Origin of the sequence: Mesorhizobium sp. M0051, from assembly GCF_040323235.1 — a bacterium.
Classification (GTDB): domain Bacteria; phylum Pseudomonadota; class Alphaproteobacteria; order Rhizobiales; family Rhizobiaceae; genus Mesorhizobium.
The window spans coordinates 117069-130800 of the sequence record NZ_JAMYUT010000008.1; the positions used below are offsets into that span (position 1 = coordinate 117069).

The 13732-nt window shown below is 64.6% G+C and carries 15 protein-coding genes; 6 read left to right on the forward strand and 9 right to left on the reverse strand.

Features of this window, described 5'->3' with window-relative positions:
• Positions 1-5: 5 nt before the first annotated feature.
• Together dinB and NKJ90_RS10725 are read right to left on the reverse strand one after the other, a co-directional pair.
• The gene (dinB, locus tag NKJ90_RS10720) at positions 6-1253 is read right to left on the reverse strand and encodes a DNA polymerase IV (protein ID WP_023761081.1); all 1248 of its coding nucleotides are present in this window, start codon (positions 1251-1253) and stop codon (positions 6-8) included.
• Positions 1254-1388: 135 nt separating this feature from the next.
• Entirely contained in the window at positions 1389-1805 is a 417-nt protein-coding gene (locus NKJ90_RS10725; RefSeq protein WP_023761080.1) for a winged helix-turn-helix transcriptional regulator, read from the reverse strand.
• Between the two features lie 143 nt (positions 1806-1948).
• Here NKJ90_RS10725 and NKJ90_RS10730 point away from each other — a divergent pair, with 143 nt between their 5' ends.
• The 3 genes from NKJ90_RS10730 to NKJ90_RS10740 all read left to right on the forward strand — a co-directional run bounded on the left by NKJ90_RS10730 (position 1949) and on the right by NKJ90_RS10740 (position 4600).
• Positions 1949-2548, forward strand: a complete 600-nt coding sequence (locus tag NKJ90_RS10730) for a dihydrofolate reductase family protein (protein ID WP_023761079.1) — start codon at positions 1949-1951, stop codon at positions 2546-2548.
• A gap of 102 nt (positions 2549-2650) precedes the next feature.
• Positions 2651-3589 carry an alpha/beta hydrolase gene (locus NKJ90_RS10735; protein WP_352486093.1) on the forward strand — a complete coding sequence of 313 codons (939 nt, stop codon included), beginning with the start codon at positions 2651-2653 and terminating at the stop codon, positions 3587-3589.
• A gap of 75 nt (positions 3590-3664) precedes the next feature.
• On the forward strand, positions 3665-4600 hold the full coding sequence (locus NKJ90_RS10740; protein WP_023761077.1) for a sigma-70 family RNA polymerase sigma factor: 936 nt from the start codon (positions 3665-3667) through the stop codon (positions 4598-4600).
• Positions 4601-4621: 21 nt separating this feature from the next.
• On the opposite strand, the gene NKJ90_RS10745 is transcribed toward NKJ90_RS10740, so the two are convergent.
• From NKJ90_RS10745 to NKJ90_RS10765, 5 genes are all read right to left on the reverse strand, one after another.
• Positions 4622-5365 carry a 2OG-Fe(II) oxygenase gene (locus NKJ90_RS10745; protein WP_023761076.1) on the reverse strand — a complete coding sequence of 248 codons (744 nt, stop codon included), beginning with the start codon at positions 5363-5365 and terminating at the stop codon, positions 4622-4624.
• Complete coding sequence (locus NKJ90_RS10750) at positions 5362-5916, reverse strand: methylated-DNA--[protein]-cysteine S-methyltransferase (protein WP_352486094.1); 555 nt, start codon at positions 5914-5916, stop codon at positions 5362-5364. Before NKJ90_RS10750 ends, NKJ90_RS10745 begins: the two co-directional genes overlap by 4 nt.
• A 276-nt stretch (positions 5917-6192) precedes the next feature.
• Entirely contained in the window at positions 6193-6414 is a 222-nt protein-coding gene (locus NKJ90_RS10755; protein WP_023761073.1) for a hypothetical protein, read from the reverse strand.
• A gap of 12 nt (positions 6415-6426) precedes the next feature.
• Positions 6427-7554, reverse strand: coding sequence for a bifunctional DNA-binding transcriptional regulator/O6-methylguanine-DNA methyltransferase Ada (ada, locus tag NKJ90_RS10760; protein ID WP_023761072.1), 1128 nt, complete (start codon positions 7552-7554; stop codon positions 6427-6429).
• Between the two features lie 65 nt (positions 7555-7619).
• Positions 7620-8312 (reverse strand): winged helix-turn-helix transcriptional regulator, encoded by a 693-nt coding sequence (locus NKJ90_RS10765; RefSeq protein WP_023761071.1) that lies wholly within the window; start codon positions 8310-8312, stop codon positions 7620-7622.
• Between the two features lie 176 nt (positions 8313-8488).
• Between NKJ90_RS10765 and NKJ90_RS10770 the strand changes: the two genes are divergently transcribed.
• Together NKJ90_RS10770 and NKJ90_RS10775 are read left to right on the forward strand one after the other, a co-directional pair.
• Positions 8489-8815, forward strand: a complete 327-nt coding sequence (locus NKJ90_RS10770; protein WP_023761070.1) for a DUF1330 domain-containing protein — start codon at positions 8489-8491, stop codon at positions 8813-8815.
• Positions 8816-8999: 184 nt separating this feature from the next.
• The gene (locus NKJ90_RS10775) at positions 9000-9500 is read left to right on the forward strand and encodes a hypothetical protein (protein WP_023761069.1); all 501 of its coding nucleotides are present in this window, start codon (positions 9000-9002) and stop codon (positions 9498-9500) included.
• 80 nt (positions 9501-9580) lie between these two features.
• Here NKJ90_RS10775 and NKJ90_RS10780 read toward each other — a convergent pair whose 3' ends face one another.
• Positions 9581-10651 carry a phosphatase PAP2 family protein gene (locus tag NKJ90_RS10780; RefSeq protein ID WP_023761068.1) on the reverse strand — a complete coding sequence of 357 codons (1071 nt, stop codon included), beginning with the start codon at positions 10649-10651 and terminating at the stop codon, positions 9581-9583.
• Positions 10652-10941: 290 nt separating this feature from the next.
• Complete coding sequence (locus NKJ90_RS10785; protein ID WP_023761067.1) at positions 10942-11391, reverse strand: ester cyclase; 450 nt, start codon at positions 11389-11391, stop codon at positions 10942-10944.
• A gap of 224 nt (positions 11392-11615) precedes the next feature.
• On the opposite strand from NKJ90_RS10785, the gene NKJ90_RS10790 reads away from it, so the two are divergent.
• Positions 11616-13712, forward strand: a complete 2097-nt coding sequence (locus NKJ90_RS10790; RefSeq protein WP_352486104.1) for an EAL domain-containing protein — start codon at positions 11616-11618, stop codon at positions 13710-13712.
• Positions 13713-13732: the final 20 nt, after the last annotated feature.

The following is a 13732-nucleotide window of genomic DNA, read 5'->3' on the forward strand; positions in this document are numbered from 1 at the left end:
TCCGCTCACAATTGCTTCTCCGCCAGTTCCCTGAATTCGTCGGGAACCGAGCGCGCCGCTTCCAGCGCCACCGTGCCGTAGCCGACCGCCTGTTTGCCGAAGCGTTCGCGGATCTTGTCGATGGCGCGGTCGGCGTCGAAGCGTGCCAGACCTTTCCTCGAGCCCGGGCGGCGCTTGTCGTCGACGAGGCCGAGCGGCAGTTCGAGCTGCAGCTCGAAGCTTTCCTCGAGATGCGAGACCGAGATCGCCAGCAGGGAGATCAGCTTCTCGTGCGGGTGGTCGGCGAGCACGCCGCGCACCAGATCGCCGGCGATCTCGGCCAGCATGGTTGTCGCTGAGATCGGCTGGTCAAGCGTGATCGAGCGCGTGACGGCGCTCAGATCGGCAAAGCGCACGCGCACGGTCACCGTACGGCCGGGCCTAGCCTTGGCGCGCAACCGGCTGGCGACACGGTCGGCCAGATGCAGCAGCGTGGGCACGATGACCCGCTCCATGGCAGGTTTTTGGCCAAGCGCCGATTGCGCGCCGGCCGAATGCGCACGGCGCTTCGTCTCCAGTTTGCGCGGGTCGCGGTTCCACGACAGGGCGGCGAGCTTTTCGCCGGCGGCGGGACCGAGCAGCCGCGTCAGCGCGCCGCTGTGGGTCCTGGCCAGCTCTCCGATTGTCTCGACGCCGATTTCGGCCAGCCGCGCCCTAGTCGCCGGGCCGACGCCCCACATCAGCCCGACCGGCAGATCGTGCAGGAAGGCGATCTCGGTGCCGGGCTCGACCACCACCAGCCCGTCGGGCTTGGCGACCTGCGAGGCGATCTTGGCCAGGTGCTTGGTGCGGGCGACGCCGATCGAGATCGGCAGGCCGAGTTCGGTCCGCACGCGACGGCGGATGGTCGTGGCGATCTCTTCAGGCTGCCCGAACAAATGCGTACAGCCGGCGACATCGGCAAAGGCCTCGTCGATGGAGATGCGCTCGACCAGCGGCGTGAAATCGTCGAGCACTTTGATCGCCGCATCGCCCAGCCGCTGGTAGTGGCTGAAATTGCCGCCGACGAAGATCAACTGCGGGCAGAGCTCGCGCGCCTTGCGCCCCGGCATGCCGCCGCGCACGCCGAAGGCGCGCGCCTCGTAGGAGGCGGCGAGCACCACGCCGCCGCCCACCGCGATCGGCTTGCCGCGTAGCGACGGGTCGAGCAACTGCTCGACCGAGGCGTAGAAGGCGTCGAGATCGGCATGCAGGATGGTGGCTGTGGTTTCCATCCCGAAGGCACATCCGCAGTTGCTGATGGATGTGAACAAATAGAGAACAAAAGGGGGTGGTTGTCAAGCAAGAGGTGGTTTCTTGGAGCCCATCCGCAGCAGTGCTGCTTTTCTCAGGTCCGGAACTGCGACCGCCTAGACGATATGCTCCGCCAGCAGCGCCGCCTTCATGGCCTCCAGAGCGGGCTCGCCGCCCGCCGCCAGCTCGTCGGCGACCCGTGCGAGCTTGTCGTCGGCCTTGCGGTGCTTGCTTCCCCAGGCGCCAAGCGTGGCCAGCACGGGCAGCAGGTCGATGCCGGCCTCGGTCAGCCGATAGACTGTCTTCAGCCCATGCGTCGGGTCCTCGCTGCGGGTGAGGATGCCTTCGTCCTGAAGGGTCTGCAGCCGCTCGGCCAGCGTGCGCGACGAGATGCCCTCGTCGGACTGCAGGAATTCACGAAAATGCCTTTTCCCGGCGAAGACCAAGTCGCGGATGATGAGCAGAGTCCAGCGGTCGCCGAGCAATTCGAGCGACAAGTTGATCGGGCAGCCGGATCTTTTCCGCGTCGACATCTATGGTTCCATTTTTAAAGCAATTTACTATTGATACCGTTTTCGTCCTATGTCAATGGTTCCAAATGTAAACCATATAACGCTGGTCGCGACGGCTCACTGGGCGCACGCTTTAAGCCGGCACAAACCGAAGGAGAGTAACGATGAAAAAGCTGATCCTTCAAATGCAGATGTCGGTCGATGGCTTTGTCGGCGCCAATGAGGATCATGCCTGGCAGCTCTGGGAATGGGGTGACGAGAGCGCCTGGGACGACGAGCTGAAGCAGGACTTCAACGCCGTCTTCGCCGGCATCGACACCATCCTGCTCAGCCGCAAGATGGCGCAGGAGGGCTATCTTGCCCATTGGGGTAATGCGGCGAAGAAATTTCCGCGCGATCCCTTCTATGCGTTCGCGCAGCGCGTCGTCGACGCCCGGAAGGTGGTGCTGAGCGACAAGCTCAAGCAATCGGCCCGGGAGCCGGCTTGGGAGCGCACGAGGGTGGCCAGCGGCGACCTGCCGCGCGAAGTCGATGCGCTGAAGGGGGGCGAGGGCGGCGATATGGCCGTGTTCGGCGGTGCTGGCTTTGCGTCGGCGCTGATCGCGGCCAGGCTGGTCGACGAGTTCCAGCTGTTCATCAATCCGGCGGTGTTGGGGGCAGGACGCCGGATCTTCGACCAGGGCGGTTTCCAAAACCTGCGGCTGCTCGGCTCGAAGGCCTATAGCTGCGGCATGGTGGTCAACCGTTACGGATCGGTGGGGTGAGGGAGAGAGAAGATCCGGGACCTGACGTATCCTTTTTGTCCGCCCGTTCGTCTCTGTCCTTGAAGGTCGCGCAGCCCGCGATCCGTAACCCGGGAGACCAGCATGGCGAGCATACAGAGCGAGGCGAACAGGAACCACTACGCGACGATCGCCGCCAATGCGGGCAAGCTGACCAGCCCGCAAGCGATCATCGACCACAACGACACGCATTGGACAGCACTGACCGGCGAACCCGGCGGCGTCGACTATATCGAGGTCGATGCCGGCGGCGTGCCGGCGATGTGGACGGTGCCGAAGGGCGCCGACGAGGGGCGTGTGCTGCTCTATGCGCATGGCGGCGGCTTCATCGGCGGCTCGATCTATACGCACCGCAAGCTGGTCGGGCATCTGGCCAAGGCCGTCGGCTGCCGGGCGCTGCTCTACGACTATCCGCTGGCGCACCGGGCCAAGTATCCGGCCCAGCTCGATGCGGCGATGAAGGTCTGGAACTGGCTCGCCGATCGGGGCTTCGATGCCGGCCACATCGTGCTTGCCGGCGATTCCTGCGGCGCGATCCTGACCTATGGCGTCCTGCAGCGGCTGCGTGCGCAAGGGCGGCCGCTGCCCGTCGCCGCGCTGATCATCTCCGGCTGGTTCGACATGGCGCTGACCGCCGCCAGCTACGAGACCAACCGCGACAAGGACCCGGCCTTCGCCAAGGCCGCCGTCGACTGGCTGGTGACCAACTTCATCGGTGACCGCGACCGGCTCGATCCGGAGGTCAGCGCTCTCTATGCCGACCTCACCGGTTTTCCGCCTGTGTTCCTGCAGGCCGGTGCGGACGAGACGCTGGTCGACGAAAGCCGCATGTTCGCCGAGCGCGCCAGGCTGGCCGGGGTCGAGACGCGGCTCGATGTCTTTGACGGCATGCTGCACTCCTTCCAGATGATGGCCGGCCGGGCGCCGGAAGCAGATGACGCGATCGGCCGCCTGGCCGCCTGGGTGCGGCCGAGACTGGGCTTGCCCGATGCCAGCAAGGCTGCTGGCGACAGGGCGGCCTGACCATGCGCCAGCTGATCGTGTCGAACTCTCACTTGTGGAAGCGTGGCGCTTGCGCAAAGGTGTGGTGATGCCGCGATGAACCAGCAGATCCGCAAATCCCGTCAGACGTCGCAAGGGATGCAACCGAGTCTCGACCCCGAAGGCCTGTACGACCTGCGCTACGCGGCGTTCCTGGCGACCGTCTCGCATCTGCGCGTCAGGTTGCACCGCTACTGCGCGCGCATGACCGGTTCGGCCCTCGATGGCGAGGACATCATGCAAGAGGCGCTGTTCGAGGCCTATCGCAAGATCGAACGGCTCGACGATGCGCAGGCGCTGCGGCCCTGGCTGTTCCGCATCGCCCACAACCGCTGCATTGACTTCATCAGAAGCCGCCGCGCGCGGCAGCGAGCCGAGGCTGGCTATGCCGGCGACGACATCGTGCTGCCTGTCGAGCCCGCCGGTCCCGGCGCCGGCCGTGCCATCGAGCGGCTGGTCATGCACCTGCCGCCGAAGGAGCGCGCCTGCGTGCTGCTCAAGGATGTCTTCGACCATTCGCTTGAGGAAATCGCCGACCTGGTCGGCTCGACGTCCGGTGGCGTCAAGGCGGCGCTCAATCGTGGCCGTGCCAAGCTCGCCGCCTTGCCGGCGCAACCGGGCGCAGCACCCGCACACGACCCCGAACTGGCGCGGCTGCTCGGCCGCTATGTCGAATTGTTCAACAGGCGAGACTGGGACGGGGTGCGGGCGCTGACCAGTGCCGATGCGCGGCTGCGGGTCTCGGATTGCTACAACGGCCTGCTGTCAGGCTCGCCCTACTTCATCGAATATGAGCGCAGCGAGCTGCCTTGGCGCATGCGGCCGGGCGTGATCGAAGGGAAGATCGTGCTGGTCGTCGACAGGCTGCATGGCGAGGTCTGGCGGCCGGCGTATCTGGTGCGGATCCATGCCGCCGACGGTCTGATCGACCGCATCGCCGACTATTATGCATGTCCGTGGATCCTGGATATGGTCTCCGAGGACGCGGAATGAAGCGCCCCTCCTCCATGACGCTCACTTCGCATCATGAAAAATAATGCCGACCGTGTGGCGCATGCCTGAGCGCAGGCGGCTGACGCCGTGGCGCAGATTGACGCGGTAATTGCCCTTGGTTCCCTGCACCGGCCGGTTGTGGACGGCGAAGACAACGGCGTCGCCCTGGCGCAGCGGCACAACCTCGACCCGGCTCTGCATGCGCGGCCGCTGCTCGGTCAGCGCGAACTCTCCGCCGGTGAAATCCTGGCCCGGTTCGGACAGCAGGATAGCCACCTGCAGCGGGAAGGCGAGGTCGCCGTAGAGGTCCTGGTGCAGGCAGTTGAAGTCGCCAGGCACATATTGCAGCAGAAGCGGCGTCGGCCGCGTCTGGCCTGCGGCATGGCATTGTTCGAGAAACGCGGCATGCGTCGCGGGGTAGCGCATGGCTTGCCCCATGCGCTCGTTCCAGCGGTTGGCGACCTCGGCCAGCCTGGGATAGAGCGCGCTGCGCAGGGCGCCGAGCAAGTCCGGCATGGGATAGCGGAAATAGCGGTACTCGCCCTTGCCGAAGCCGTGCCTGGCCATATGGATATGGCTGCGGAAATGCTGCTCATCCGAATAGAGGCCGGCGATCTGCCGGCACTCCTGCGGCGAGAGCAATTTCTCGATCACCGCACAGCCGAAGCCGTCGAGTTCGGCGGCAAGCGCCGGCCAGTCGTAACCGGCGATGCGTGTCTCGGCGGCTTCGACCACGCATGGGGCGACCTTGGCGTGGGCGTTCATATCGCAGCCTCCTTGTCGAGCAGAGTGCGCTTGCGCTCGACGCCCCAGCGGTAGCCGGACAGCGTGCCGTCGGTGTGGACGACGCGGTGGCAGGGAATGCCGAGCGCGATGGCGTTGCCCGCGCAGGCCGTTGCCACGGCACGGGCGCCGCTCGGTTGGCCGAGCCGCCGGGCCAGCGCTGTGTAGGTGATGGTAGCGCCGCACGGGATAGCGCGCAACGCGGCCCAGACCCGTTGCTGGAATGGCGTGCCGTGGCGCATGTCGAACGGCATGTCGAGGCCGGCGGCCGGCGTTTCGACGAAGCGCGCGATTGCCGCGAGATCGTCGCGCAAGGCGGCCTTGTCTTCGACCAGCATCTTGCCGGGGAAGCGATGGCCAAGGTCCTGCCCCAGTGCGTCGGAATCCGAGCCGATCAGGATGGCGCAGATACCGATATCGCTGCGCGCCGCCAGGATGTTGCCGATCGCGGATTGCCCGATGGCGTAGACGATGGTGTCGAGGGTGGCATGGATGGTTGCCGGTGCGGCGATTTGAGTTTGCATGAGGTTCATTGCCTTTACTCCTTTGCCTGAACCCTACAGAGACGGCTTCTCGCACTCACTCCGGTGCTTGCTTTCAAATTCGAATCTCCAAGGTAGGTGCTCTACGGCGCCCCCCTCTGTCCTGCCGGACATCTCCCCCTCAAGTGGGGAGATTGGCAGCTTCAGCGCCTCGCTCATTCTTGCAACATTGGAGATTGGCGAAGGCCGCGATGACAGCCAATCTCCCCACTTGAGGGGGAGATGTCCGGCAGGACAGAGGGGGGCGCCGTAGAGCGCTGATGGTGCTCATTCGACGCGCGTGACGAATATCTCGCCAAGCACGAACACCTCTCCGGTCCACAGCCGCAGCTCGATCTCGCCGGTCGCGGTGCGGCTCCACTCGGCTCTGCCGTCATCGACAAGCGTGCCGATGACGGCCATCACCCGTGACTTCGCTTCTTGGATGCGGCGGCTGGCGGCAGCTTGGGTCCGGCTGTTCGCATCGGGAGAGCTTGCCATCGCGCGCATTGCCGGTCCTCGTCAGGCCCGCGAAGGCCGGCGTGCATTATCCTTCGCCGCCCCACCGCGCAGCGCCTCACGATCGAGCAGCGCGCGCTTGCGCTCTGCGCCCCAGGCGTAGCCGGACAGGGCGCCATCCTTGCGGATAACACGATGGCAGGGGATGGCGATGGCAAGTTTGTTGGCGGCGCAGGCGACGGCGATGGCGCGGGTGGCCTTTGGCGTGCCGATGCGCTCTGCAATCTCGGCGTAGGAGACAGTCTGGCCGACCGGAATGTCCTGCAAAGCCTGCCAGACGCGCTGCTGGAAGGCGGTGCCGCGCACGTCGAGCGGCAGGTCGAGGCCGAGCGATGGTGCTTCCACGAAACCGACGACGCGGGCTACCAGCGCCTCATAGTCACGGTCGCCGCCGATCAGGCGCGCCCTGGGGAAACGGTCCTGCAGGTCGCGCACCAGCGCGTCGGGATCGTCGCCGAGCAGGATCGAGGCGACGCCCTTCTGGCTCGAGGCGACCAGGATGGTGCCGAGCGAGGATTCGCCGACGGCGAAGCGGATCTTCTCATGGGCGCCGCCGGCGCGATAGCGCGTCGGCGTCATGCCGAGCATGCCGGTCGATTTCTCGTAGAAACGTCCGCTCGAATTGAAGCCGGCATCGTAAATCGCCGTCGTCACGCTGGCGCCGTCTTCCAGGCCACGGCGGACCCTGGCGGCGCGGTGTGCAGCGGCATAGTCTTTCGGCGTCAGCCCGGTGACGGCCTTGAAGATGCGGTGGAAATAGCCGGCGCTGCGGCCGGCGGCGTCCGCCAATTCAGCGAGCGACGGTTCTTCCTCGCTCTGCTCGATCCTGCGGCAGGCGACGGCGACCATCGCAGCGTTGCCGGCCTCGAGCGATGGGCCTTCCGGATTGCAGCGCCGGCACGGGCGAAAACCGGTTGCCCTGGCCTGATCCAGTGTGCCGTGCACTTGCACATTCCTGGGGTTGGCGCGCCGCGAGGGGCAGGAGGGACGGCAATAGACGCCGGTCGTCGCCACCGAATACCAGAACTCGCCATCGGCCGATTTGTCGCGGGCGACAATGCGCGCCCAGCGCGGATCGTCGGCGACCGGCAGCGGCGCGGATTTCAGATTTTTGGCAAGGGTGATGAACATGGCCGCATTGAAGCCGCCAAAAGCCGGCCCCGCCACCCGTTTCCTGCAAAGAACACCCCGCTCTCCTAAGCCGCGCGTTTGGGCTCCACCGCGAACGGGCTGAGCCCGAGCCAGGTCTGCATCTTCTTGCCGATGGCCTGGTCGCCAGTCAGCGCGACCTTCGCACCGGCCTTCTCGACGGTCAGCAATCCCATCCAGATCGCCGTCATGGTGTGCAGGTCGGTCGAGACGTAGAGGTCGACGTCGAAGCCCGGATCGTACCAGCACAGATCGACCTCGCCATGCCTCTCGACGATCAGCCACCACGACCGTTTGGACGCCGGTAGATCCTGATACAGAAATTGTATCACCGTGCGCCCCTCGGGCAGCGGCGAGGGGTTCAAATTGCGCCGCATGTCCCACATCAGCAACGACGGATCGAGGTTCTTGAGCGACAGCCGGGACTCGACCCATTTCTGCCCCCAGAAGCCCATTGCCTCGACGACCGGGCGCAAGTCCCGGCCGGCCTCCGTCAACCGATAGTCGAAGATCCCCTTCTCGCCCTTGATCTCCTTGCGCTCGACGATCCCGGCGATCTCAAGCTCCTTCAGCCGTTGCGACAGAAGGCTTGGCGACATTTTGGGGACGCCACGGCGCAGGTCATTGAAGCGGGTCGAACCCGCCACCAGTTCACGCATCAGCACCATCGTCCAGCGGGTGCACAGCACCTCGGCGGCCATCGATAGCGGGCAGAACTGTTTGTATCCGTGCTGGGTCATGATTGTGCCTCTCCCTCCAACTTGGGTCGAACATTAGGCCTTCATGATTGAGGCGGCCAGTACGGAAACTGTACTACCCCAGTACAGATCGCGGACTGGTTGGCGAGGGTCCTGCCATGCGAGCCCTTCGGCCGGTTGCACGGGATGCTCCTGTGCGCCGCAATCAGGAGACTATCATGACCGCTTACGTTATCGCAGACATCAAGATAAACGACCCGCAGTGGGTGCCGGCCTATGCCGCATCGGTGCACGACCTCGTCCACAAGCATGGCGGCAGATATCTGTCGCGCAGCGGCAATGTGAAGACGCTCGAAGGCAAGCCGCTCGACACCACGCTGATCGCCCTGATGGCGTTCCCGTCGGAAGCGGCGGCCCGCGCCTTCACCAACGATCCGGCCTATGCGCCCTTCGTTTCGGCCCGTCAGAGCGGCAGCGAAAGCCGTTTCCAGATGATCGACAACACCGATCTGGCCGGAACGATCCCGTATCTGCCAAAGGGATGACCATTCCTGGCATCGTTTTCGGGATCTCCAAGCAACAACAGTCACAGCGCTTGCCTGCCGGGGCTCCGTATTTTCGGCGGCCGGCCAGCTGTGCTTTTTCAAGAAGAATGGAATGAAGATGATATCGAACTTTCGCAACAGGCCGAATTTTTGCGACAGGCCAAATTTTTGCGACAGGCTTGTCATGGCCGGGGCCATGCTGGCTGTCTGCACCAGCTTCGCACAGGCGCATCAGGAAGCGGCCGCGCTTGCGTCCGTCCCCAATCCGCTGGCCGACAAGGTGCGGGCCGCCAACAGCCGGTTTCTCGATGTCAAGGCCGCTACATCGGAGGGCTATGCGCCCATTCCCTGCGCCAGCGGCATCACCGGCGGCGCCATGGGCATCCACTATGTCAACGGCCAGTATCTGAAGGACGACAAGATCGACATCGCCCGTCCCGAAGCCGTGATGTACGAGCCGATGGCCGACGGCACGCTGCAACTGGTGGCTGTCGAATACATCACCTCGAAGGGGCCGGCATCGTTGGACGGCCAGTTGTTCAACTTCAACAGCGCGCCCAACCGTTACGGCCTGGGTGAATTCCATGAACTGCATGTCTGGGCCTGGAAGGGCAACCCGACCGGCACTTTCGCCGACATGAACCCGAAAGTGTCATGCGAGCACGCGATGGCGCCTAGCCAGTAAGCGTCGGCCAGCAAGCAACGAAGCCAGGCGGCGCCAATGCTGCCTGGATTCGCTCCTGGTGGCGTCGGATAGATAGATCGCTATGACGCTTGATCCGGAAGCGCCAGTCCCACCTCGATGGCATCCCGGCTCGCTTGCGGCAGGACGAAGCGTCCCGTCGCGTACCAGAGCAGGGACACCACAAGGATCGAGACATAGCCATCCACGGCATAGTGCCAGCCGGTGTAAACCGAGCCGAACAGGATGAACGCGGCAAAAGCCCAGCCTGCGATGGCCCACCGACGACCGAAGCCTGCCAGGAAAAACGCGTTCAGGGTGGCGATGGCGACGTGCATGCTTGGCATGGCGGAGATGCCGCCGCCAAGTTCCGGGCGGCCACTTTGGTAGGCGGCAAGCAGATAGTTGGCATAGACATGGACCGATGCGCCGTAGCCATTCTGCGCCAGGGCGGTTTGCAGCCCGGCAAACCGGTCACCGCCGTAGAACTGGTCGTGGAATATCGGGCCGGTTGACGACAGCAGGGTCGCCAGAACGGTGCCGCACAGGATCGTTGTCAGCGCGAACGCCCATAGATAGCGCAACCGCCTGGCCGGTTCGTTCCAGAAGGCGACGAAGAGCACGGCACCGAACCATTGCACGAGCCAGCCATACCCATAGCCAGCGAAAATAACGACCGAGACCGGTTCGGAAACGACGCTGTGCGCCCATGCCCAGGGATCGGTGCCATGCAACTGAAAGTCCAGCTCCGCCAAGATGCGGTCGGCGTAGAACGGCACGATGTCGGGAATGGCGACCTTCAAGGTGGTGAAGGCGGTGATGCCGAGAAAGAACAAAAGGATCACGGATGCGGCTGTCGGCCAGCGCTGTCCGAGCGTGTCGAGGATGAACCTTGTCGGAGCATGTCGGGCAAATGCCAGCGCCGCCACGCCAAGGCCGGCAGCCAGGAGTGCTGGCAGGAAAAAGGCGAACGGCTCGGCATAGGATAGCGCCAGATGCAGGTAGCGATCCGGCTGCAGACAAAAAGCGGTCACGGCATAGATGAGACACAGCGCGGTCAGCAGCCAGCCTCTCCTCCTGGTTGTCGCGATGTCCAGGTCAACGATGGCAGCCAAGCGGCGATTATCGCCGTGCTGCCCGGTGTGCGCATTCATCGAAGGACATCCCGCCAGCTGCCCGAAAGACTGTTATGGAGTATTTCGCAGATCAAGTATTACCATCTGGTTACACGCGCATTCAAGTAGACAGTTCTACATTAGATGATTATAATTCACAATTTGTTGGCAACGATTCATTGACAAAGATGTTGCGCCGGCAACGCTACGCATCGTCGCTGCCGCGCTGCTTTCAACGGTTGCAGGCTGCTTCTCGTCAAGCTTCGATCACGATCGAGAGAGGACCATCGCCTGGGCGGCGATGGCCGCTTTCCAATCGGGCGGTTCGATCAGGCGGCCTTGATAAGGCCGAGCTGGGTAAGGGCGGCGACGCCGTCATCGAGGCCGATCTCCTCGACGATCCTGCCGTCGACCACCTTCAGCACGGTGATGCCGGTGAAGCGCATGGTGCGGCCGGTGGCGGCGGGCAGCGAACCGACGAGGAAATCGCTGAAGGCCGGGCCGGTGTGCGTGCCGCCGCCTTCCCACTGGCCGACGACATAGTCCCCCTCGGCAATCAGGTCGGCCGTGGCCCAAAAGTTGAGGTCCGGGAAGGCGGCGCGGAAGTCGGTCATGAAGGCCTTGATGTCGTCGCGGCCGCGGCGCGGCTCGTGCAGCGAATATTTCAACAGCATGTCGGGCGCGGCGATGTCGTCGACGACGGACAGGTCACAGGTTTCACCCCAGAAATCGGTGAACCATCTGACGACGACGGCCTTGTTGTCTTCTTGGCTGGTCATTGGGAGGTCCTCTTTGTCTCTGCAACGCGATCGTCGGATTGGCCGACGACCTGGGGCGATCACTAGGACGATCCGCCCGACGCGAAACTCCGGTTCTTGCCGGCCAATCGAAAGGGCAAGAGATGGCAGGTGAGGAGGCGCAACCGCCTGCCTCAGCCAAGGTAACGCTTTCTTCTCTGGTTTTGCCGCAGATTGGTCCGTGGCGGGGATGAGCGAAACAGATGATGGTTGGTCAGGACAAGAAGAGTCGCAACGGAACGTTCTGGGCCAGGGCCCTGGAGCGCGCCCAACTTGGCGTCTGGGACTGGGATCTTCGCACCGGCGACTGCTTCTATTCCGCGACCTGGGCGCGGATGCTTGGCTATGACGAGAGCGAGCTTGCCAGCAGCAGCGACCTGTGGCTGCAACTGACCCACCCCGACGATCGCGAGCGGGCGCTGGCCAGCGGCGACCGCCACATTGCGGGACAGACCAACGCCATCGAGACCGAGCTGCGGCTGAAGCACAAGCAGGGCCACTGGGTGTGGGTGCTCGATCGCGGCGGCATCGTCGAGCGCGACGCGTCCGGAAAACCACTCAGGCTGATGGGCGTGCAGACCGACATCACCAAGCAGAAGGCGGCCGAAGCCGAGCTCGAACAGGTCAATGTGCGCTTCCGCCTGGCGCTCGCCGCCAGCGGCACCGGCATCTGGCATTACGACATCGCCACCAACAGGAGCTATTGGGACGCCCGCACCAGGGACATATTCGGCCTCGTTGCCGACACCGACGAGGTAACGGCCGACCTCTGGCACAGCTATCTGCATCCCGACGACAAGGAGGCCACCGAGCAGGCTCACCTGCCGTCGCGCGGCTCGGACGGCGTCACCGCCTCGCAATACCGCATCATCCGGCGGGACGGCGAAGTCCGGCATGTTGAATCGCTGGTGCGCTTCATCACCGGTGCGGGTGCTGCCGGCCAAATCCTCGGCACGGTGCGCGATATCACAGAGGACAAGCTGCGCGAGCAGGAACTCGCCTATGCCGCCCGCCACGACGCGCTGACCGGCCTGTGGAACCGCTCCGCCTTCGACCGGCAGCTCGCCGACCATATCGCGGCGGGTGCGCCGCTGGCGGTGTTCTATGTCGATCTCGACTACTTCAAGGCGCTCAACGACTTTGCCGGCCACGCCGCCGGCGACCTGGCCCTGAAGAGCGTTGCCGCCGGCATTCGGGGCTGCCTGCCGCCGGCAGCACACGCGGCGCGGCTGGGCGGCGACGAATTCGCGCTGCTGGTGCCGCATTGCGATGCCGCACAGGCCGAGCGGATCGCCACTGGCGTGCTCGGCGCCGTGCGCGAGGCCGATCTCGGCCTGGCCGCCTCGACGCGCAAGCTGGCGGCCTCGATCGGAATCGCCTTTATCGATAATGCCAACACCACGATCGCCGACGCGCTCGCATGCGCCGACGACGCCTGCTACGCGGCCAAAGCCGCCGGACGCAACCGTTTCGCGGTGTTTTCGGCGACAGTGGAAGCGGGCTCGGGCGGGCTGAATGCCGCGCGCATCGCCGCCGACACCGTCGATGCCATGGAAGACGGACGACTGAAACTGTTCGGCCAGGAAATCCATCGGCTGGGCCGGCCCTGGCAGGAAAGCCGCCATGTCGAAGTGTTGGCAAGGCTCGTCGCACGCAACGGCCGGCTGGTGCCGCCCTGCGAGTTCATTCCGGTGGCCGAACGCTTCGGCATCGCCTCGCGGCTCGACCGCTGGATCATCCGCACCGCGCTGTCGCGGCATGGTGCCGCCTTGCGCTCGGGCGCGCTGACGCTCGGCTTCAACCTGTCGGCGCAGACGTTGAGCGATCCGCAGCTGTGGGCGTTCGTCGACAACGTCATCGAAGAGACCGGGGCGCCGCATTCGGGCATCGGCTTCGAGATCACGGAAACCGCCGCCGTCACCAATTTCGACGCCGCCGAACAATTCGTGCGCAAGGCGCGCGAGCGGCACTGCCGGGTCAGCCTGGACGATTTCGGCGCCGGCATGAGTTCGTTCGAATATCTCAGGCGCTTCCCCGTCGACACGATCAAGATCGACGGCTCCTTCATCGAGCACATCACGCAAAGCCGCTTCGACCGCGAAATCGTGCTGGCCATCACCAGCATCGCCCGCAGCATCGGCTGCGACGTGGTCGCCGAGAAGATCGAAAAGCAGGATACGCTGACCATGCTCAGCGATATGGGCGTTGCGTTCGGCCAAGGGTTCCTGCTGCACCGGCCGGAGCCGCTGGAGGCGATTGTTTCGCGCGCGACCGAGCCATCGATGGCCCGAAAGGCATCCTGATCCTGGCGTGTCGCATTTCA

Bases quoted from the DNA above. Each gene is read 5' to 3' on its own strand.
- dinB (WP_023761081.1), bottom strand. From the start codon at position 1,253: ATGGAAACCACAGCCACCATCCTGCATGCCGATCTCGACGCCTTCTAC.
- NKJ90_RS10725 (WP_023761080.1), bottom strand. From the start codon at position 1,805: ATGTCGACGCGGAAAAGATCCGGCTGCCCGATCAACTTGTCGCTCGAA.
- NKJ90_RS10730 (WP_023761079.1), top strand. From the start codon at position 1,949: ATGAAAAAGCTGATCCTTCAAATGCAGATGTCGGTCGATGGCTTTGTC.
- NKJ90_RS10735 (WP_352486093.1), top strand. From the start codon at position 2,651: ATGGCGAGCATACAGAGCGAGGCGAACAGGAACCACTACGCGACGATC.
- NKJ90_RS10740 (WP_023761077.1), top strand. From the start codon at position 3,665: ATGAACCAGCAGATCCGCAAATCCCGTCAGACGTCGCAAGGGATGCAA.
- NKJ90_RS10745 (WP_023761076.1), bottom strand. From the start codon at position 5,365: ATGAACGCCCACGCCAAGGTCGCCCCATGCGTGGTCGAAGCCGCCGAG.
- NKJ90_RS10750 (WP_352486094.1), bottom strand. From the start codon at position 5,916: ATGAACCTCATGCAAACTCAAATCGCCGCACCGGCAACCATCCATGCC.
- NKJ90_RS10755 (WP_023761073.1), bottom strand. From the start codon at position 6,414: ATGCGCGCGATGGCAAGCTCTCCCGATGCGAACAGCCGGACCCAAGCT.
- ada (WP_023761072.1), bottom strand. From the start codon at position 7,554: ATGTTCATCACCCTTGCCAAAAATCTGAAATCCGCGCCGCTGCCGGTC.
- NKJ90_RS10765 (WP_023761071.1), bottom strand. From the start codon at position 8,312: ATGACCCAGCACGGATACAAACAGTTCTGCCCGCTATCGATGGCCGCC.
- NKJ90_RS10770 (WP_023761070.1), top strand. From the start codon at position 8,489: ATGACCGCTTACGTTATCGCAGACATCAAGATAAACGACCCGCAGTGG.
- NKJ90_RS10775 (WP_023761069.1), top strand. From the start codon at position 9,000: ATGGCCGGGGCCATGCTGGCTGTCTGCACCAGCTTCGCACAGGCGCAT.
- NKJ90_RS10780 (WP_023761068.1), bottom strand. From the start codon at position 10,651: ATGAATGCGCACACCGGGCAGCACGGCGATAATCGCCGCTTGGCTGCC.
- NKJ90_RS10785 (WP_023761067.1), bottom strand. From the start codon at position 11,391: ATGACCAGCCAAGAAGACAACAAGGCCGTCGTCGTCAGATGGTTCACC.
- NKJ90_RS10790 (WP_352486104.1), top strand. From the start codon at position 11,616: ATGGTTGGTCAGGACAAGAAGAGTCGCAACGGAACGTTCTGGGCCAGG.